This window comes from Kocuria sp. CPCC 205231 (assembly GCF_040980965.1).
Taxonomy (GTDB): domain Bacteria; phylum Actinomycetota; class Actinomycetes; order Actinomycetales; family Micrococcaceae; genus Kocuria; species Kocuria rosea.
In genome coordinates this window covers 100820-120537 of the sequence record NZ_JAVKPP010000009.1, presented here as the reverse complement: position 1 = coordinate 120537, position 19718 = coordinate 100820, and the positions used below count along the sequence as shown (strand labels likewise).

Here is a 19718-nt window from a genome sequence, read left to right as displayed (position 1 = left end):
GAACGCCGCCTGAACGGCGCTCACCGGTCCTCGGGGAGTTCGCCGGGGGCCTCGACGGCGGCGGCGTCGACGATCCGGTAGGCGTAGCCCTGCTCCGCGAGGAAGCGGCGGCGCCGGGCCGCGTAGTCGGCGTCCACGGTGTCGCGGGCCACCACGGTGTAGAAGGTCGCCGGGCGGCCGTCGTGCTTGGGCCGCAGCAGTCGGCCCAGGCGCTGCGCCTCCTCCTGGCGGGAGCCGAAGGCCCCCGAGACCTGCACCGCGACCGAGGCCTCCGGCAGGTCCACCGAGAAGTTCGCGACCTTGGAGACCACGAGCACCGGCAGCTCCCCGGCCCGGAACGCGGCGAAGAGCTTCTCCCGCCGGGCCGTGCCGGTGCTGCCGTTGAGCACCGGGGCGGCCAGCAGCGCGCCCAGCTCGTCGAGCTGGTCCAGGAACTGCCCGATCACGAGCACCGGCTCCCCGCGGTGGCGGGCCACGAGCCGGGCCACGACGTCGAGCTTGTGCGCGGAGGACGAGGCGAGGCGGTGCCGGTCGGCGTCCTCCGCGGAGGCGTAGGCCATCCGGTCCGCGAGGGGCAGCTCCACCCGGACCTCGACGCAGTCGGCGGGGGCGATGTGGCCCTGGGCCTCGATCTCCCGCCACGGCGCGTCGTAGCGCTTCGGGCCGATGAGGGAGAACACCTCGCCCTCGCGGTGGTCCTCGCGCACCAGGGTGGCCGTCAGGCCCAGCCGGCGCCGCGCCTGCAGCTCGGCGGTCATCCGGAACACGGGGGCGGGCAGCAGGTGCACCTCGTCGTAGACGATCAGCCCCCAGTCGTGCCCGTCGAGCAGCTCGAGGTGCGGGTGGATCCCGCCGCGGCGCGCCGTCAGCACCTGGTAGGTGGCGATCGTCACCGGGCGGACCTCCTTGACGGCTCCGGAGTACTCGCCGATCTCGTCCTCCGTCAGGGTGGTCCGGCGCAGCAGCTCGGCCTTCCACTGCCGCGCCGAGACCGTGCTCGTGACCAGGACGAGCGTCGTCGTCGAGCTCGCGGCCATCACCCCGGCACCCACCAGCGTCTTGCCGGCGCCGCACGGCAGGACGACGACGCCGCTGCCGCCCGCCCAGAAGTTCTCCACCGCGTGGCGCTGGTAGGGGCGCAGGGCCCAGGCCTCGCCCGTCACGGGGTCCGTCTCCGTCAGGGCGACCGGGTGGGGCGTGCCGTCCACGTAGCCGGCCCGGTCCTCCGCCGGCCACCCCACGGTGAGCAGCAGCTGCTTGAGCTGGCCGCGGGCGCTCGCGTGCACCACCGTGGTGGCGCCGTCGATGCGGGGACCGAGCAGCGGGGCGATCTTCCGATGCCGGGCGATCTCCTCCAGGACGGGGGCGTCGTGGCAGCGCAGCACGAGCCCGTGCACCGGGTCCTGCTCGAGCACCAGGCGGCCGTAGCGGGACATCGTCTCGTCGATGTCCAGGAGCAGGGCGTGGGGGACCGGGAAGCGGGAGCGGGTGAGGAGGACGTCGAGCACCTGCTCGGCGTCCAGCCCGGCGGCCCGGGCGTTCCACAGGCCCAGCGGGGTGATGCGGTAGGTGTGCACGTGCTCCGGGGCGCGCTCGAGCTCCGCGAAGGCCGCGAGCTCCCGCCGGGCGTCGTCGGCGTCCTCGTGGTCGAGCTCGAGCAGCACGGTCCGGTCGCTCTGGACGATCAGGGGTCCCACGGGGCGGCTCCTCCGCTGTCGGTCGGGTCGTCGATCAGGTCCTCGGCCAGGTCGTCGGGCGGGTCCTCGGGCGGGCACCGCGCGCGGTCCCGGCCGGTGAGCCGGTCCACCAGGTCCTCGATCTCCTCCGCGGAGGGGACGGGCAGGCGCGGGGCGGGCACCTCGAGCAGCAGGGTCGGGTCCGCGGCGGGGGCCTGCGGCGCGGGCTCCGCGGGGGCGACGTCGAGGGCCGGCTCCGTGCCGGTGGCCCGGACGGCCGCCGCGAGCTCCCGGAGCCCGCTCTCCCGGCCGGCGGGTCCCCGGCGCCGGCCGGGGGCCTCCTCCCCGGCGTCGACCACGAGCACGCCGGGGGCGGGCCGGCGAAGCCGCCGCCCCGCGAGGTCCGGGGAGCCGGCGAGCGCCTCCAGCAGCTCCTCCTCGCCGGTGAGCACCCAGTCCGCCCGGGTGATCCGGATCCGCCCGTGGCCCCGGCCGGCCTCCTCGACCAGGTAGGCCAGGGCCTGGGGCACCGGGCCCCGGCCGTGCTCCTCGAGCCAGGCCAGGATCGAGGGCGGGGTCCAGCCGGCGTCGAGCGCCCGGTGCAGGGAGCGCTCGCTGAAGCGGTGCCGCGGGACCGGCCCGTGGCCCTCCGGCTCCGCGAGCCGGTCGAGGGCGCGCGCCACGTCCGGGGCGAGGTGGCCCGTGGCCGTCGCCGTGAGGTCGCTCTGCAGCAGCACCGTCCGCGAGGGCGCGGGCAGCCACCCGGCCACGGAGCGGACGGCGTCCTCGGGCCGGTCCTCCGCGAGCGCCCGGCCGGGCTCGGTCAGGGCGTCGGCGCCCACCAGGCCGAGTTCGGCGGCCTCCGTCAGCATCCCCGGGCCCCACCGGTCCAGGGCGCGGGCCAGGCGCGGGCGCCGCCAGCGGGCGAGCGCCAGCACGTCCTCGGGGCCGTGGCCCCCCGGCGCCCGCTCGGCGAGCTCGGCGTGGGCGGCGAGCAGCGCCCGGCGCACCACCGGGGCCTCCGGGGCGTGGGTGCCGCGGGTGAGGACCCCGACGACCGTGCCGTCCGCGAGGGGCAGGCCCACCGCGGAGGGGACGACGTCGGAGGCCAGCCACGACCGGACCACGTGCCACCACTGGTCGGCGCGCTCGGCGTCCTCGAAGGGCGCCGGCGCGGGGCGCCAGGCCGAGGTGTCCGGGTCCAGCCGCACGAGCCCGGCCAGTTCGCCCAGACCGAGGAGCCGGACGAGCTCGGAGTGCTCGATCCCGAGGGCGGAGCGCAGCCGGCGCAGCTCGCGCACGCCGATCCCGCCCGCCCGCAGGGTGGTCAGCGGGCGGGCCCGCAGCTCGGCGCGCAGGGCCGCGGTCCGGCGCAGCAGCTGCTCGACCGCCGCCGCGGCGGCGTTGTCCCGCAGCCGGTCGGGCACCCGGAGGGCCGGCCCGACCGGCGGCTCCGGGGAGGTCGCGGCCCACGGGTCGGGCCCGCGCAGGAGCAGCCCGACCTCCCTCGGGAGCTCCACGTGGCGGGAGTCCACGGGGAGGAGGATGCCGTGGGCCAGGAGCCAGTCGACGGGCCGGGCGCCGGCGTCGACGGCCGGGTCGACACGGCGCAGGGCGTCCGGCAGAGCGCCCACGGGACGGGAGCGGAACCGTTCGAGGACCTCCCGCGCGGGGGCGGGCCACTGCGCGAGGTCCTCGGCGGTGCGCGGCAGGGCCGCGGCCCCCGCCGCGTCCGGCGCCCCGCCGCGCAGCCGGGCGGCGAGGGCGGCGAGCACCGGCCGCGGACGGCCCAGGCCCGCCGGATAGCGGCCGAGGGCCTCCGCCAGGCCGGGCACGAGCCGGAGCGCGTCGTCGTCCCGGTGGACCAGGCCCAGACGGTGCAGCCGGTCCCAGGGCGGGCCGGCCAGCAGCCGCGCGGCGGGATCCTCCGGCGGGCCCAGCAGCACGGCGCGCTCGACGGCGTCCAGCTCGGGCCGGGAGAGGGCGTCGAGGGCCCGGCGCAGCCCCGCCCGGGACAGCAGGGCCTCGGCGAGGTCCTCGAGGGACCCCGTGCCCGGGCGCGCGGCGTCGGGCCGGGCGGCGAGCAGCTCGCCCAGCTCGGCGGGGGAGCGGGACGCGAGATCCCGGAGCAGCCCGTCCGGGAGCACGGATCAGGCCCGGCGGCGGCGCAGCAGGGAGCGCACGAGGACCGCGCAGAACAGCAGGAAGGCCACCGGGAACGCGAACCACGGCACCACCGTGAGCCCGTCCCAGGGGTCCGCTCCGACGGCCGTGAGCACGAGCAGCAGGGCGAGGCACACGGCGCACACCAGGCCGAGCACGACCGCGGAGACGCCGAGGACGTCGATCCCGGGGCGTCGGGCGGTGCGGGGCGCGGGCGCACGGTCGTCGGAGGCAGGCATGGCTCCAGGGTACCGAGCGCAACGGTGTGCCGCTGACCGCGCCCCGGCGGTCCCCGCCCCCGGAGCAGGGCTAGAATGGGAGGTTCCACAGGGTGGCTCGGCGGCAGGGACCGACGGGCCGCCCCTCCACGAACACGAGGACGAGGGAGACAGCGTGCCCACCGGCAAGGTCAAGTGGTTCGATGCGAAGAAGGGCTTCGGCTTCCTGGCGGCCGACGACGGCCAGGAAGTGTTCCTGCCCTCCTCGGCGCTGCCCTCCGGTGCCACCACGGTGAAGCCGGGCACGCGGATGGAGTTCGGGGTGGCCCAGGGTCGGCGCGGCGCGCAGGCGCTCTCCGTCCGGATCCTCGACCGGACCCCGTCGGTCGCGAAGAACGTCCGCAAGCCCGCCGACGAGATGGCGGTCATCACGGAGGACCTCATCAAGCTCCTGGACGAGATGTCCAACGGGCTGCACCGGGGCCGCTACCCCGACTCAGCGCACGGGAAGAAGATCGCGGCCATCCTGCGCACGGTGGCCGACAACCTGGACGTCTGAGGCCGCCGCGCCGTTGCCGTCCACCGATCCCGAGCAACCACCCGCCGGCCCCCGCCGGCACCCACCCGAGGGAGACCAGCAGTGACCGAGGAGACCGTCCAGGACGCGCCCGCCGAGGCCGTGCCGCCGGCGCCCGAGCAGGCGGCACCGGTGGCGGCGGCGCCCCGTCGTCGCCGGGCCCCGAAGCAGGACCCCCTGCTCGTGGCCGACGTCGCCACGGCTCGCGCCGGGGTGGAGCAGATCGCGGAGCCCTCGCAGATCGGCGCCGGTCACCGGGTGACGGTGGAGGAGGACCGGCTGGTCGTCCACCACTTCGAGTGCACCCTGCCCGGGTACCGGGGCTGGAACTGGTTCGCGAGCCTGGCCCGCGCCCCGCGCAGCAAGGCGGTGACGGTCTGCGAGGTCGGCCTGCTGCCGGGGGAGGATGCCCTGCTGGCGCCCGAGTGGGTCCCGTGGTCCGCCCGCGTCAGCGCCGAGGAGAAGGCCCAGGAGGAGCAGGACCGGGCCGAGGACGAGGCCGGGGAGACCGCGGCGGCCGGCGGGCCCGAGGGCTCCGGCGGCGCCCCCGACGGCGAGCCGGCGTCCGGTGACCGGGCCGAGGACATGCCGGTCCCGCCGCAGGAGGGCGAGGAGCTCTGACCGTCCCGCCGGGGACCGCGAGGACGGACGAGGCCCCGGAGCCCGCGCGCGGGATGTTCCGGTCCTTCCGGTTCCGCAACTACCGGCTGTGGTTCCTGGGCGCGCTCGTGTCCAACATCGGCACGTGGATGCAGCGCACGGCCCAGTCGTGGCTGGTCTTCGACGAGCTCTCGGACCACGACGCCACCGCCATGGGCGTGGTGACGGCCCTGCAGTTCCTGCCCCAGCTCTTCCTCGCGCCCTGGGCCGGCGTGCTCGCGGACCGGCTCGACCGGCGGCGCCTGCTGCTGTGGACCCAGACGGCCATGGCGGTGCTGGCGGCCGGTCTGGGGGCGCTGGTCCTGGCCGACGCGGCCACCCTGTGGCACGTCTACGGCTTCGCCCTCGCCCTGGGCGTCGTCTCCACCCTCGACGCCCCCGTGCGCCAGACCTTCGTCTCGGAGATGGTCGACGACGCCTACCTCTCCAACGCCGTGGCCCTGAACGCGACCTCGTTCAACGCCGCGCGGATGATCGGGCCCGCCGTGGCCGGCGTGCTCGTGGCCTCCATCGGCTCGGGCTGGGTGTTCCTCCTCAACACGCTGACCTTCGGCGCGATGCTCGCCGCCGTCCTGGCGATCCGCGCCGACGAGCTGCGCGGGATGCCGCGCTCCGGCCGGGGGCGGGGCCAGATCCGGGAGGGGCTGGCCTATGTGGCCGGCCGCCCCGACATCGTGGCGGTGCTGGTCACCATCTTCCTCATCGGCACCTTCGGGCTGAACTTCGCGGTCTTCCTGGCCGCCATGGCCGGACCCGAGTTCGGCCGGGGCTCGGAGACCTTCGGGCTGCTCAACTCGGTGCTGGCGGTCGGCACGGTGGCCGGGGCCCTGCTCTCGGCCCGGCGCCGCAGCGCCCGGCTGCGCTACGTCTACGGGGGCAGCGCCGTCTTCGCCCTCAGCTGCCTGGGCGCGGCGACGGCGCCCACCCTGCCGCTGTTCGCGCTGTGGCTGGTCCCCTGCGGGCTGTCCTCCCTGACCATCATGACCACCGCCAACGCGTACGTGCAGTCCACCACCTCGCCGGTGATGCGCGGACGCGTCATGAGCCTCTACATGGCCATCTTCATGGGCGGCACCCCGATCGGGGCGCCGGTCGTCGGCTGGATCACCGACGCCCTCGGGGCGCGCTGGGGCATGGGGGTCGCCGTGGCGGCGGGACTCGGCGGGGCCCTGGTGGGCTTCGTCGTCTGGCTGCGGCTGCGCGCGGAGCGCTCCGCGCCCGAGAACTCCGGCTAGCGCCCGGCTCCTCCGCGGAGCTGCCCGACGACGTGGTCCACGCAGGCCAGCAGCCGGGCGACGTCCTCGGGCTCGATGGAGACGAACGTGGCGATCCGAAGCTGGTTGCGCCCCAGCTTGCGGTAGGGCTCGACGTCGACCACGCCGTGGGCGCGCAGGACCGCCGCGACGGCGGACGCGTCCACGGCGGCGTCGAAGTCCACGGTGGTGATCACGGTGGAGCGGTCCTCGGGGCGTGCCACGAACGGGGACGCGAAGGACGAGGCCTCGGCCCACCCGTAGACCAGGTCCGAGGAGGCCTTCGTGCGGGCCGCGGCCCAGGTCATGCCGCCCTGGTCGTTGAGCCAGCGGACCTGCTCGTCGAGCATCACCAGCGTGGCCAGGGCCGGGGTGTTGTAGGTCTGGTTCTTCCGGGAGTTCTCCAGCGCCGTGGTCAGCCGCAGGAAGTCGGGGATCCACCGCCCGGAGGCGCCGATCCGCTCGATCCGCTCGATCGCCGCGGAGGAGAACGCGCCCAGCCACAGTCCGCCGTCCGAGCCGAAGTTCTTCTGCGGGGAGAAGTAGTAGACGTCCGCCGCGGCCACCTCCGCGGCCATCCCCCCGGCGGCCGAGGTCGCGTCCACCAGCACCAGCGCGTCGTCCGCGATCCCGGAGGGCCGGTGCACGGGCGCGGCGACACCGGTGGAGGTCTCGTTCTGGGGCCACGCGTAGACGTCCACGCCCTCCTCCGCCCGGGCCTCCGGGCGGGTGCCGGGGGCGGACTCCACGATCGAGGAGGGCTCCAGGAACGGGGCGCCGTCGGTGGCCTGGGCGAACTTCGCGCCGAACTCCCCGAACACCAGGTGCTGGGCCCTCCGCTCGACCAGCCCGAACGCGGCGGCGTCCCAGAACGCGGTGGCCCCGCCCAGGCCCAGGAGCACCTCGTGGCCGGAGGGCAGGCCGAGGAACTGCGCGAGGCCCTCCCGCACCGAGCCCACGAGCTCCTGCACCGGCGCCTGGCGGTGGGAGGTGCCGAGCAGGCCGGCCCCGGCGCGCGACACGGCCTCGACCTGTGCCGGGCGGATCTTGGAGGGGCCGGCGCCGAAGCGGCCGTCGGCGGGCAGCAGGTGCTGGGGGATGGTGACGTGTGCGGGCAACGGGCGCTCCCTCGTGGGTGACGTGCGGCGGGTGGTGCGCGACGGGCACGGCCGCCGCGGAGGCCGCTCGCGCCGTTCGCGACTCGGCCCATTCTGCCCCACCCGCGGACGGCGGGCCCCGCGGGCGCCTCCTCCCTCCGGGCGGCCGGAGGGCTCGCGCACTAAGCTCGTGCGGGAAGACCGGACCGGGCGGGATCCCCGGGCCGGGACGGCCGGACGAAGGATGACTGAGGCATGAGCGACCTGATCGACACCACGGAGATGTACCTGCGGACCGTCCTCGAGCTCGAGGAGGAGGGGATCACGCCGATGCGGGCGCGGATCGTCGAGCGCCTCGACCACTCCGGGCCCACGGTCTCGCAGACGGTGTCCAGGATGGAGCGGGACGGGCTGCTGACGGTGGGCCAGGACCGGTCGCTGCTGCTCACCCCTGCCGGCCGTGAGCGTGCGGTGCAGGTGATGCGCAAGCACCGGCTGGCGGAGCGGCTGCTCGCCGACGTCATCGGCCTGGACCTCGCCCAGGTGCACGACGAGGCGTGCCGGTGGGAGCACGTGATGAGCGAGCAGGTCGAGCGGCGGCTCGTGGACCTGCTGCACAGCCCCCGGTACTCGCCGTACGGCACGCCGATCCCCGGTCTGGCCGCCCTCGGGGTCGAGGAGAGCCCCGCAGCGGCGCACCCCTCCCTGCTCGACGCCGCCCGCCACGACCCGGACGGGTCGCACACCGTGGCGCTGCTGCCGGAGGTGGTCCAGGCGGACGCGGACCTCCTGGGCGTGCTGAGCGACGTGGGAGTGCTCACCGGGGCGGAGGTCATGGCCCGGGTGGACGGTCAGATCGTGCGCATCGAGGTGGCGGCCACGGGGCGGTCCGCGGAGATCGACCTGCGCACCGCCGCGGCCATCCGCGTCCTCGCTCCCTGAGGCGCCGCCGTCTCCCGGAGCGGGGCGGCGAACGGTTCTTCCCGGGTGTGGGGACGTTCACAAGCCACTTTCGGCCAGTCCGGCCCGAGCCGGACCCCGGAGGCGCGGCTTCCCTGGTGACAGGCGGATTCCCAGGGCGCTCGAAGACACTGCACAGCTCGTCACAGGTGCGAATTGATTCGACCTTTCCTCTCAATAGCTACTCATTGAGACCCGCGGCGTTGTCCGGCTGTTATCTGTCGTGATCAAAACGTGACACTTCCGTAATCTGTCATGTACTGTTCAACGCGTGCCGATCACTGGTCGGATCGGCGCCCTCGGAGCACATCGCCGAATTCTGCCGGTGCCCGTGGCCTCTACACAGAAACTGCTTGGCAGAAGCGGGGGAACCACTTTCGGTCCCGGTGATCCGGGTCCTTGGGGTTAAGTCGTCAGAGCGCGTGCGTTCTGCGGCCGGGTGTCTCCCACCCGAATCCGACAGCTCACCTCGTAGGCAAAGGGAGGAACTCAACCATGTCGCTTTTCACGCTGAACGCTGCCCGCCACCGTGCCGAGACCACCTCGCACGTCGTGCGCAACACCACCATCGCCGCCGCTGCCGGCGCCGCGATGATCGGCTCCGTCGCCCCGGCCCAGGCCTTCGCCCAGGCTCCCGTCGAGACCGGCGCGGCCTACTCGGCCCCGGCCTCCGCCTCGCTGGCCGAGTACTCCTCGTACACCTACCAGGCCCCGGTCGCCGCGCAGCCCGCCGCTCCCGCCTACGAGGCCCCGGCCCCGGCCCCGCAGCAGACCGCCGCCACCTCGAGCGTCACCCCGCAGTCCACCGCCACCAGCGAGATCGCCCCGGCCGCCGGCGGCGTCGTGGGCACCGCGATGTCCGCGCAGGGTGCGGGCTACGTCTACGGCGGCACCGCCTACGGCGCCTGGGACTGCTCCGGCTTCACCCAGTGGGTCTTCGCCCAGAACGGCATCGACCTGCCCCGGACCACCTGGTCCCAGTTCGCGGCGGGCACCCCCACCGCCACCCCGCAGCCCGGTGACCTCGTCTCGCAGAACGGCGGCGCCCACGTGGGCATCTACATCGGCGGCGGCAAGATGATCTCCGCCCTCAACCCGACCCAGGGCACCCAGGTCCACTCCGTCAACGCCATGCAGCTGGACGGCTACTACACCTTCTGATCCGGTCCGCCGCCCGCGACGACCCCGCTCGTCGCGGGCGGCACCCGATCACCCCCCCCCCCCCACGCCGCACGCCGAGAACCGCTCTCCCGGTTCCCGGCGGTGCCTGCTGTCCGACCGGACGGCGCCCCCCCTCCTCCGCTCGCCGGCCGTCGTTCCCGATCCCGGAACGCACCCCTGCCGGACACCGGCCCACCCCGCGCACTGCCCGGGGCGATCCGTGCTGTCACCCGCGCCCTCCGGCAGGCCCGGCTCCGAAAGAAAGTCGTCTGAACTCCTCATGACCCGTGATCTGACCTCCTCGAACGGCATCGGCTCGCTCTTCTCCGGCAAGGCCCGCACCGTGGCCGCCGTGGCCGCCTTCTCCGGGCTGGCCCTCGCCACCACCGTCTCCGTGCAGGCCGCTCCGGCCCAGGACGCCTCCGCCGACGCCCCGCTGTCCGCCGTGGCCGCGGCCACCCCCGCCGCGGCGCCCGCCGTGTCCCTCGAGCCCGTCGCCCACGTGCAGAAGGTCGAGTCCGACCGGAAGTCCGAGAAGAAGGTCGAGAAGAAGGCCGAGCGGCAGAAGGTCGAGACCCCGGTCGTCGCGGCTCCCGCCGTGGCCGCTCCGGCGCCGAAGGCCTCCGCCGCGCCCGCTCCGGTCGCCGCCCCGCAGCCGGCCGTGCAGGCGGCTCCGGCCCCGAAGCCCGCCGCCGCGCCCGCCCCGAAGCCGGCCCCGAAGCCCGCACCGGTCGCCGCCCCGAAGCCGGCCGTGCAGGCGGCTCCGGCCCCGAAGCCCGCCGCCGCGCCCGCCCCGAAGCCGGCCGTGCAGGCGGCTCCGGCCGCCCAGCGCACCGTCACCCCGCAGAGCTCGGCCTCCGGCAAGGGCGCGACCATCTCCTCCGCCGCCATGGGCCAGCTCGGCGTGGGCCAGGACTGCACCGCGCTCGTCACCAACGCGCTGCGCGCCACCGGCATCAACCACCACGGCTGGCCGGCCTCCTACCTGAGCCTCGGCACGCAGGTCTCCGCCGGCCAGGCGCAGCCGGGCGACCTCGTCTACTACGCCGACGGCGGCATGGGTGCGGCCCACATCGGCGTCTACATCGGTGGCGGCAAGGCCGTCCACGGCGGCTGGAACGGCGGCACGACCGTCATCGACAGCGTCAACGTGGGCTCCGGCCCCGTCTACGTCCGCGTGCGCTGACCGCACGCGAGAGCACCGCTTCGGGTGCGCGGTTCCTGGTCGGCCAGACGGGAACCGCGCACCCGCTGTCATCCCGGCGCCCACCGCGCCGGCCACCCCGGCGCCCCGGCGGCGGCCGATAGACTGGCCCCATGTCCACCGACTACAGCCGCAACGCCCGCACGAGCCTGGACCGCGAGTACGCCTACATGGCCTACGGCATGATCGGCGGCGCCGTGCCAGGCATCGTGGCCGGCTTCGTCGTCGCCGCGTTCGTGGGGCACGCCGCGATGTGGCTCTCGGTGTTCGGGGGCATCGGGATCGTGCTCGGCCTGATCACCGGGATCCTGCTCCACCGGAGGCGGCACGCTGCGGCCGTGACCGAGGACCGCCGGGAGCGCGGCGCAGCGCCGGAATGACGTGCTCCCGCAGCAGCGGGGCCAGGTCCGCGGGCAGCGCGCCGGGGGAGTCCTCGTCGACGGGCTGCCAGCGCAGCTCCTCGATCTCCGCGAGCGGCACCGGCCGCCCCGTGAGAGGTGCCGTGAACACGGTGCACCGCACCCACGTGCCCGCCTCGTTCGCGGCCGGCGCCACGAACACCCCGAGCGGGCGCAGCTGGGCGGCGTCCAGCCGCAGCCCGACCTCCTCCGCGGTCTCCCGCACGGCGGCGGCCGCCGGGGACTCGCCCGGGTCGAGCTTGCCGCCCACCAGCATGAAGCGCTCCGTGCCCCGCTTGCGCACCGTCAGCAGCGCCCCGTCGTCGTCCCGCAGGCACACGGCGGTGATGGTCAGCACCTCGGCGTCCGCCGGGGGAGCGTCCGGGGACACCTCGGCGGCCGCGCGCAGCCGGCCGATCTCCTCGTCGAGGTTGCGGGCCGCCGCCGGACCCCACCGGTCCTGCGCCGCGGCGGTCCGGAACAGCGGATACCGGCCCCGGAGGTCCTCCAGCACCTCCAGCCGGGCCCGGGCGAACTCCGGTCCGGGCACGTGCGCGTACTCCTTCCGCACGCCCGCCGCGTAGGCGGCGTACCCGTCCGGGTCCGCGCCGAGCACGGAGAGGTCGGCGTCCAGGAGCACCCGTCCGGCGGCGTCCCCCTCGGGGACCCGGTGCCCGAGGGTGAGCAGGACGAGCCGCTCGACCTCCGCCACGAGCGGCGCGGCGAAGCCGGCGGCGCCCAGCCGGGTGCGGGCCAGCTCCGCCGACTCCCGCTCGTCCGCCCCGGGGCGGCCCCGGTAGACGGCGTCGTGGAACCACGCGGCGAGGACCAGGGCGGCGGACCGGTCGGGATCGAGGTCGACGCCGGGCCGCAGCAGGTCGACGGCCTCGAGCACCGCCAGCAGGTGGGCGGGACCGTGGTAGTGCCGGTGCGGCTCGCTCCACCGGTCCACGAGCTCCTCGCCCAGCGCCGGGTGCCCCGGGAAGCGGGCGGCCCACCGCCGCAGCAGGACCCGGGCGATCCGGTCCGGGCGCGCCCGCGCCGGGACGCGCAGCCCGCTGCGCACGAGCAGGCGCGTGAGCTGCCGCCCGTCGACCGGCACCGCGCCCGCGGCCACCGCCCGCCGGTACAGGCTCTCCGGCACGTCGTAGTGGTCCCGGTCGAAGGCGCGCCGGGCCACGCCCAGCCGGTCCGCGAAGTCGTGCAGCTCCTCGTAGGAGGTGTCGGAGACCAGGTGCGAGAAGTGCGTCCCGTGGGCGGGCCAGAGCGGCGGATCGATGTAGACGGGCATGCGACCGATCCTAACGGGGCCGGTTAGCGGGGGTCCGGGGGACCCCCTAGACTGTTCGCGTCGCCCTCGTAGCTCAGGGGATAGAGCACGGCTCTCCTAAAGCCGGTGTCGTTGGTTCGAATCCAATCGGGGGCACGCACGGACGCCCCGGACCGCACGGTCCGGGGCGTCCTTCTGTCCGGAACGGAACCGGCGGGGCCGGGCGGCCTCCGCGCGACCGGGAGCCGGGCTCACCCCCGCTGTCCGGAACGCGGGTCCTGCCGCGGGGCGCCGGCGGTCCTCGACCGGCGCCGCAGGGCCTCCACGGCCACGGCCCCGGTCACGGCGAGCAGCAGCACGAGCAGCACCCAGCGGGCGATCACCAGCACGGACGCCGTGGTCACGGCGGCGCCGTCCCCGGGGTCCGCGAGAGCGGCGTCGATGGCCGCGTTGCCGGCCAGGGACACGGACGCGAAGCCGAGCACCACCGCCGAGCGCAGCCACCGCCGGGCTCGGGACTGCGTGTTGACCGCCACGAACAGCAGCCACGCCAGCCCCACGAACAGCGGCGCCAGCAGCCCGGAGGAGCCGTGCACCGCCTCGTACTGGGCGAGTCCCTCCTCGCCCAGCGCCGCGGCGAGCCGCTGGGCGTGCGCCTGGTCGAAACCGCCCGGCATCCACTCGGGCAGGGTCAGCCCGCCGGCCGCGGCGGCGCCGAACCGGGGGAGGACCCCGGCGTGCACCCAGAGCCACAGGAGCGCCGAGACGGACATGGCCACGCCCACCACGAGGCCCGAGCTCGACCTCGTGGGCTCGGGGCGGAGCTCACCGGGAGCCGCCTCGTGCAGGCGGGTGCCCCGGGCCGGTCCCGGGGGTGCCGCGGTGCCGCCGTGCTTGCGTGCCTTCTGTGCGCGTGTCAGTCCCATGCCCCCATTATCCGGCGCGCGCGCCCGCCGCCCAACGCCGGGACCGCGGGGTAGGCTGGGGCCACCCGCACCGGCCCTGACGGGCCGCACGGGGGGCGGACCGGCCGACGACGACCGGGCGCTCGACGAGGACGACACGGAGGTGCCGGTCATGGAACTGTCCATCGGACTCCCGGACGGCCTGCTCATGCGGCTGACCGAGGGCAACGTGCTGACGCTGTTCGAGAAGGACCACGAGACGGTGCGCCGCACGGTGGACTGCTCCGTCCTCGGAGGCGCCCCCATCGCCGACATGGTGTGGTCGCACAAGCTCTCGGCCGTGATCGTGGCGGTGCCCTCCCTGCACCGGCTCTTCCGCTGGGACCCGTACACCGACGTGCTGTACGAGTTCGCCGGCACGGGCGAGTCCGGGCGGCGGGACGGGAAGGCGGCGCAGGCGAAGTTCGCCGCGACCGTCTCCATCACCGAGGACGGCAACGGCACGCTGTGGCTCATCGACCGGGACTCCTCGTCCCTGCGCTGCATCGAGATCGACACCGACAAGCCCGACGGCTCCCCGCAGGTCTGCACCGTGGTCGGCCGGGCGGGCGCGGGGTTCGCGGACGGGCCCGCGGACGTGGCCCAGCTGGACCACCCCGAGGACCTGCAGATCCTCTACGACGGCTCCATCGTGATCGCCGACACCGGCAACGACGCCATCCGGCACCTCGACCCGGCCAGCCGGGAGCTCGACACCGTCTACGGCGGAGGGACCGAGGGCTCCGTCGAGTTCGACGACGACATCGAGCTGAAGCGGCCCGTCCGGGTCACGGTCGCCGACTCGGAGCTGTGGGTCGAGGACGACAACGGCCGGCACCGGCTCGAACTGCACTTCGTCTGAGGGCCGTTCCCCGGCCGGCCCGGCTGTCACCGGGCCTCGGTAGACTGGGTCCACGATGGACTACCTCTTCGACAACCCGCTCCTGCCCTCCGCCTCCGTGGCCCGCCCCGGCACCGACGCCCGTCCGAGGCGGGGCACCGTCTCCGCCGAGGCCCTGGTGGAGGGGCTCAACGACCCGCAGCGGGCAGCCGTGGAGCACTCCGGCTCACCGCTGCTGATCGTCGCCGGCGCCGGCTCCGGAAAGACCCGGGTGCTGACCCACCGGATCGCGCACCTGCTGGCCACCGGGCGCGCCCACCAGGGCGAGATCCTGGCGATCACGTTCACGAACAAGGCCGCCGCCGAGATGCGCGAGCGCGTGGTGGAGCTGGTGGGGGACTCCGCGAGGTCGATGTCGATCTCCACCTTCCACTCCTTCTGCGTGCGCGTGCTGCGGCGGGAGGCCGCCAGCGTGGGCCTGAAGTCGACCTTCTCCATCTACGACTCCGCCGACTCCCTGCGGCTGCTCACCCTCGTGGCCAAGCAGCACGACCTCGATCCGAAGCGCTTCGCCCCCAAGAGCATCCAGCACCGGATCTCCGCGCTGAAGAACGAGCTCGTCGACGACGAGACGTACCTGTCCCGGGTCTCCGAGACCGACCCCTTCGAGAGCGCCGTGGCCCAGGTCTACCGCGGCTACACGGAGCGGCTGCGCGCGGCCAACGCCATGGACTTCGACGACCTCATCGCCCAGACCGTGCACATGCTCCGGGCGTTCCCGCAGGTCGCCGAGTACTACCGGCGGCGGTACCGGCACGTGCTCATCGACGAGTACCAGGACACCAACCACGCGCAGTACGCGCTGGTCCGGGAGCTCGTCGGGACGGGGGCGGACGCCGGGACCGGGCCGGGGGCGAGCCCCGTGCCGCCCGCCGAGCTGACCGTCGTGGGGGACTCGGACCAGTCGATCTACGCGTTCCGCGGGGCCGACATCCGCAACATCGTCGACTTCGAGCAGGACTACCCCCAGGCCCGCACCATCCTGCTGGAGCAGAACTACCGGTCCACCCAGAACATCCTCACCGCGGCCAACGCGGTGATCGCCAAGAACAAGGGCCGCCGGGACAAGCGGCTGTGGACGGCCTCCGGCAGCGGCGAGAAGATCACCGGCTACGCCGCCGAGAACGAGCACGAGGAGGCCCGCTTCATCGCCGAGGAGATCGACCGTCTCCAGGACGAGGACGGGTACCGCCCCGGCGACGTCGCCGTGTTCTACCGCACCAACGCGCAGTCCCGCTCTCTCGAGGAGATCCTCATGCGCGTGGGCCTGCCCTACAAGGTGGTGGGCGGCACCCGCTTCTACGAGCGCAAGGAGATCAAGGACGCCCTGTCCTACCTGCGCGCGATCGTGAACCCGGACGACGACATCAACGTCCGCCGGATCGTCAACGAGCCCAAGCGCGGCATCGGCGACCGCGCGGAGGGCGCCGCCGCGGCCCTCGCCGAGCGCGAGCGGGTCTCCTTCATGGCCGCGCTGCGCCGCGCCGACGAGGCGCCCGGCATGGCCACCCGCTCCCTGAACGCGGTCAAGGCCTTCGTCCAGCTCATGGACGACCTCGCCTCGGTCGCCGAGGGCTCGGGGGCCGCCACGGTCCTCGAGGCCGTCCTGGAGCAGTCCGGATACCTCGCCGCGCTGCGCCAGTCGCAGGACCCCCAGGACGAGTCCCGGGTCGAGAACCTCGCGGAGCTCGTGGCCGTGGTCCGCGAGTTCGAGCGGGACCACCCCGAGGCCGGGCTGCCCGAGTTCCTCGAGCACGTCTCCCTCGTGGCCGACGCCGACCAGATCCCGAACCGGCCCGCCGCCGGCACCGAGGGCGGACCGAGCGCCGAACAGATCGCGGCGGAGGTCGCCGAGGCCCGCGCCCAGGGCGTGGTCACGCTCATGACCCTGCACACCGCCAAGGGCCTCGAGTTCCCCGTGGTCTTCCTGACCGGCATGGAGCACGGGCTGTTCCCGCACCAGCGCTCCCTCACGGACGAGAAGGAGATGGAGGAGGAGCGGCGGCTCGCCTACGTGGGGCTCACCCGGGCCCGCGAGCGCCTCTACCTCACCCGCTCCGAGTTCCGCTCCATGTGGGGGCAGTCCCAGTACAACCCGGCCAGCCCGTTCCTCGACGAGATCCCGGCGGAGCTCCTCGACTGGAAGCGCGAGGGGTCCTCGGCCCCGGCGTCCTGGGGTTCCTCGCTGCACGGCGGCTCCGGGCAGCGGGACCCGATGCGGGGCTCCTACTGGGGCGCCGCCGCGGCGTCGAACGCGGCCTTCGAGCGGATGGCACCGTCCCGGGCCACCACGGCCGGACGGGTCCAGCCCAACAAGGAGATTCCCAGTCTCGCGGTCGGCGACACCGTGGACCACACGGCGTTCGGGAAGGGCACCGTGGTGTCCCTCGAGGGCGCCGGCGACAAGACCGTGGCGAAGGTGCGCTTCGGGGCCGACGAGAAGCGGCTGCTGCTGCGCTACGCGCCGCTGACGAAGGTCGGCTGAGCCGACCCGGTTCCGCCCGCCCCCGCGGTGGTCGTACCGGTGGTCCCGCCTCCGGTCCCGTGCCGGAGCGGGGGCGGGACGTGCGAAGAGCCTCCGGCCGGAGCGTGGTCAGGGACCACGTCCGGCCGGAGGCTCTCCTCGGGTCAGGGCGTCCCCGCCGCTGACCTCTCGGGCTTGTTCCCTAGGAGGACTTCGCCTTCACCGTGTAGATCGCGCCGGTCGAGACGTCCTCCTCGAGCGCCTCGAGGGTGCGTCCCCGCGTCTCCGGGACCTGGGTGTAGACGAAGATCAGGGACAGCACGCCGAACCCGGCGAAGAGGAAGAACGTCCCGGTGATCCCGACCGCGTCGACCAGGGAGGGGAAGTAGAGCGCGAGGACGCCGTTGGCCACCCAGAGCATGAAGACGGACACGCCGATCCCGAAGCCGCGCATGTGCAGGGGGAACACCTCGGAGAGGTACACCCAGACCGCGACGTTGAGGAAGGTCTGCATGGAGCCGACGAAGGCCACCACGAGGGCCAGGATCACCCAGGGCCGCAGCGGGTTGTCCACCGTCATCGTCATCGCGGCGATCCCGATCAGCAGGTGGCACGTGGTGGTGAGGCTCAGACCGATCATGAAGGTCTTGCGCCGGTCGAGCCGGTCCATCATGTACAGCGCGATGAAGCCGCCGACCACGGCGATCACCCCGGGGGCGATGTTGGCGATGAGGGCCGCGCCGGCCTCGAAGCCCGATTCGATCAGCACGATCTGCCCGTAGTACATGATCGAGTTGATGCCGGTGAACTGCTGGACGATGCCGAGGCCGATGCCGACGAGCAGGATGCGGAGCAGGTGCTTGTTGGTCAGGATCGCGCCCAGCCCGATCCGGTTCTCGGCGCGCTCCTCCTCGGTGATGTGCTCGACCTCGCCGAGCTCGGCGATCGCACGGTCCTCGGAGCGCACCGTCTTGAGCACCTCGAGGGCCTCCGCGTGCCGGCCCTTCTCGACGAGCCAGCGCGGGGACTCCGGCATCCGGAGCATGCCGATGAACAGCGCCACGGCCGGCAGCGCGCAGATCGCGAACATGATCCGCCAGACGCCGGTGACGTCGCTGAAGACGTTGCCGATGATCGCGTTGATCACGAACGCGGAGAGCTGGCCGATCACGATGGCCACCTCGTTGCGTCCGGCGATCGAGCCGCGGATCTCGTACGGGGCCATCTCCGCGAGGAAGACGGGCACCACCGCCGAGGCGCCGCCCACCGCCAGGCCGAGCAGGACGCGCCCGAGCACGAGGATCTCGTAGTTGGGGGTGAGCACGACGACCAGGGTCCCGACGAAGAACAGGACGGCCAGCAGGAGGATGGTCTTCCGGCGTCCCCAGGCGTCCGAGAGTCGTCCGCCGGACAGTGCGCCGACGGCGGCGGCGAAGACGAGCGAGCTGGTGACCACGCCCTCGGTGAACGGGGTGAGGCCGAGCTCCTCCGACATCGGGCGGAGCGCGCCGTTGATCACGCCGGTGTCGTAGCCGAAGAGCAGGCCGCCGAAGCAGGCGACGACGGAGATGAGACCGAGGCGCTTGCGATGCGGCCCGGACGTGAGGGGAGGCAGCGTGGCTGCTGCTTCCCGGGGTGAGGAGGTGGCCATCGGGAGTTCCTTTGCTCGGACGCAACCGGTGCGCTCTGCACGGTGCTGACGGGTCGGACGGGTCACTCCGTGCGTGACGCACGTCTCAGTGGTCCTGATGTCATTATGTTAGGACATATGGCCGGGGTGGGGAACCCCGGCGGGCAGATTCTTGTGATCGCCGCAACATTTCTCCGCCACGGTCCTGCCCGGGTCGGAGCCGGAGGGGCGCACGGCGACAGGGGCCCCGGCCGACGCCGCTAGACGAACAGCAGCACCGCCACGGCCGCGGGGGCCGTCCAGCGCAGCGACCTGCCGGTGAGGTTGTGCACCACGCCCAGCAGCGTGCAGCAGACCACGGCCGTGGCGACGGAGGCCCAGCCGCCCAGGACCAGCCCGGGCAGGGCGAGCAGGAGCCCGAGGACGAGCCCGCCCACCGGGGCGACCCGTGCCCAGGGGGCCGGCCGGCGCAGCTCCGCGGCCCGCTGCACGCACGTCAGGACCAGTGCGAGGAGCAGGGCCCGCCCCACGTGGTAGGCGGCGAAGCCCACCATGCCGAGCCACGCGCCCGCGCCGTACTCCGCGTAGAGGTCCAGGTAGAGCTGGATCGGCTGCACGCGCCACTCGCCCACGAGGAAGACGGGCAGGATCACCCCGAGCAGGACGGCCAGCACGAAGACGACGAGGGCCGTGGTGGTCCGCCGGTGGTCGACCGCGGAGGAGGGGGCGGGGTCCGAGGGCGCAGGGACCGCGGGGTCCGCCGCCCGGTGGCGCAGCCACGCCACGAGGCCCCGCTGGATCGCGAGCCACGCCGCGCCGAGGGTCAGCCAGGTGACGACCTGCCAGCCCAGCGGGTAGACGTCGGGGATCCCGCCGGTGAAGGTGAGCACCGTGCCGTCGACCACGGCCTCCAGTCCGAGGGCCACGAACGCGAAGGTCGCGATCGAGACGAGGAAGCCGGCATCGGCAGGGGCGAACGCCCGGTTCTCGGGGGAGTCGACAGAGCTCATGGGGCCAGTCAATCAAGAATCGCCGGGCCGCACGCGCGCGCCCCCGGTTGTGGCCGCAGTTTCAGCATGCACTACAGTCTCGTACAGGGAGTGCACCGGTACGTCCCGCGCCCGGAACGGCTCCGCGGAACG

At 74.3% G+C, this 19718-nt stretch carries 17 protein-coding genes, 1 tRNA gene and 1 riboswitch; of the genes, 10 read left to right on the top strand and 8 right to left on the bottom strand.

The window, feature by feature from the left end:
• Positions 1-20 precede the first annotated feature (20 nt).
• The 3 genes from RF640_RS11340 to RF640_RS11330 are packed head-to-tail and all read right to left on the bottom strand — an operon-like array spanning position 21 to position 4078.
• Positions 21-1697: a DNA repair helicase XPB gene (locus RF640_RS11340; protein WP_017832744.1), complete on the bottom strand. Its 1677-nt coding sequence runs from the start codon at positions 1695-1697 to the stop codon at positions 21-23.
• The gene (locus RF640_RS11335) at positions 1685-3823 is read right to left on the bottom strand and encodes a helicase-associated domain-containing protein (RefSeq protein WP_109222513.1); all 2139 of its coding nucleotides are present in this window, start codon (positions 3821-3823) and stop codon (positions 1685-1687) included. The genes RF640_RS11340 and RF640_RS11335 overlap by 13 nt, the downstream gene beginning before the upstream one ends.
• A 3-nt stretch (positions 3824-3826) precedes the next feature.
• Entirely contained in the window at positions 3827-4078 is a 252-nt protein-coding gene (locus tag RF640_RS11330) for a hypothetical protein (RefSeq protein ID WP_109222514.1), read from the bottom strand.
• A gap of 154 nt (positions 4079-4232) precedes the next feature.
• Here RF640_RS11330 and RF640_RS11325 point away from each other — a divergent pair, with 154 nt between their 5' ends.
• From RF640_RS11325 to RF640_RS11315, 3 genes are all read left to right on the top strand, one after another.
• Complete coding sequence (locus RF640_RS11325; RefSeq protein ID WP_017832742.1) at positions 4233-4616, top strand: cold-shock protein; 384 nt, start codon at positions 4233-4235, stop codon at positions 4614-4616.
• An 81-nt stretch (positions 4617-4697) separates the two neighbouring features.
• The gene (locus RF640_RS11320) at positions 4698-5255 is read left to right on the top strand and encodes a DUF3027 domain-containing protein (protein WP_052132930.1); all 558 of its coding nucleotides are present in this window, start codon (positions 4698-4700) and stop codon (positions 5253-5255) included.
• A 53-nt stretch (positions 5256-5308) separates the two neighbouring features.
• Positions 5309-6529, top strand: a complete 1221-nt coding sequence (locus RF640_RS11315; RefSeq protein ID WP_035926901.1) for an MFS transporter — start codon at positions 5309-5311, stop codon at positions 6527-6529.
• Here RF640_RS11315 and serC read toward each other — a convergent pair.
• Positions 6526-7665, bottom strand: coding sequence for a phosphoserine transaminase (serC, locus tag RF640_RS11310; protein WP_109243244.1), 1140 nt, complete (start codon positions 7663-7665; stop codon positions 6526-6528). The two genes, RF640_RS11315 and serC, sit on opposite strands and share 4 nt — an antisense overlap.
• Before the next feature lie 234 nt (positions 7666-7899).
• Between serC and RF640_RS11305 the strand changes: the two genes are divergently transcribed.
• The 4 genes from RF640_RS11305 to RF640_RS11290 all read left to right on the top strand — a co-directional run bounded on the left by RF640_RS11305 (position 7900) and on the right by RF640_RS11290 (position 11349).
• Positions 7900-8586, top strand: coding sequence for a metal-dependent transcriptional regulator (locus tag RF640_RS11305; RefSeq protein ID WP_109222516.1), 687 nt, complete (start codon positions 7900-7902; stop codon positions 8584-8586).
• Between the two features lie 318 nt (positions 8587-8904).
• Positions 8905-9094, top strand: a riboswitch (cyclic di-AMP (ydaO/yuaA leader).
• Between the two features lie 5 nt (positions 9095-9099).
• Entirely contained in the window at positions 9100-9765 is a 666-nt protein-coding gene (locus tag RF640_RS11300; protein ID WP_368827881.1) for a C40 family peptidase, read from the top strand.
• 280 nt (positions 9766-10045) lie between these two features.
• Positions 10046-10951, top strand: coding sequence for a C40 family peptidase (locus RF640_RS11295; protein WP_368827879.1), 906 nt, complete (start codon positions 10046-10048; stop codon positions 10949-10951).
• Positions 10952-11082: 131 nt separating this feature from the next.
• A complete protein-coding gene (locus RF640_RS11290; protein WP_017832735.1) occupies positions 11083-11349 on the top strand; it encodes a hypothetical protein in 267 nt (88 codons plus the stop codon).
• Here RF640_RS11290 and RF640_RS11285 read toward each other — a convergent pair.
• Positions 11267-12658, bottom strand: a complete 1392-nt coding sequence (locus tag RF640_RS11285; protein WP_348651668.1) for a DUF4031 domain-containing protein — start codon at positions 12656-12658, stop codon at positions 11267-11269. The two genes, RF640_RS11290 and RF640_RS11285, sit on opposite strands and share 83 nt — an antisense overlap.
• A gap of 62 nt (positions 12659-12720) precedes the next feature.
• Here RF640_RS11285 and RF640_RS11280 point away from each other — a divergent pair.
• Positions 12721-12793 (top strand) — tRNA-Arg (locus RF640_RS11280).
• A 95-nt stretch (positions 12794-12888) separates the two neighbouring features.
• On the opposite strand, the gene RF640_RS11275 is transcribed toward RF640_RS11280, so the two are convergent.
• The gene (locus RF640_RS11275) at positions 12889-13563 is read right to left on the bottom strand and encodes a hypothetical protein (protein ID WP_017832733.1); all 675 of its coding nucleotides are present in this window, start codon (positions 13561-13563) and stop codon (positions 12889-12891) included.
• Positions 13564-13714: 151 nt separating this feature from the next.
• Between RF640_RS11275 and RF640_RS11270 the strand changes: the two genes are divergently transcribed.
• Entirely contained in the window at positions 13715-14443 is a 729-nt protein-coding gene (locus RF640_RS11270) for an integrase (protein ID WP_109222567.1), read from the top strand.
• 55 nt (positions 14444-14498) lie between these two features.
• A complete protein-coding gene (gene pcrA / locus RF640_RS11265) occupies positions 14499-16967 on the top strand; it encodes a DNA helicase PcrA (protein WP_017832731.1) in 2469 nt (822 codons plus the stop codon).
• Between the two features lie 181 nt (positions 16968-17148).
• On the opposite strand, the gene RF640_RS11260 is transcribed toward pcrA, so the two are convergent.
• Both RF640_RS11260 and RF640_RS11255 read right to left on the bottom strand, forming a co-directional pair.
• Positions 17149-18597 (bottom strand): sugar porter family MFS transporter, encoded by a 1449-nt coding sequence (locus tag RF640_RS11260; RefSeq protein ID WP_017832730.1) that lies wholly within the window; start codon positions 18595-18597, stop codon positions 17149-17151.
• A gap of 239 nt (positions 18598-18836) precedes the next feature.
• On the bottom strand, positions 18837-19586 hold the full coding sequence (locus RF640_RS11255; RefSeq protein ID WP_035926927.1) for a hypothetical protein: 750 nt from the start codon (positions 19584-19586) through the stop codon (positions 18837-18839).
• Positions 19587-19718 lie beyond the last annotated feature (132 nt).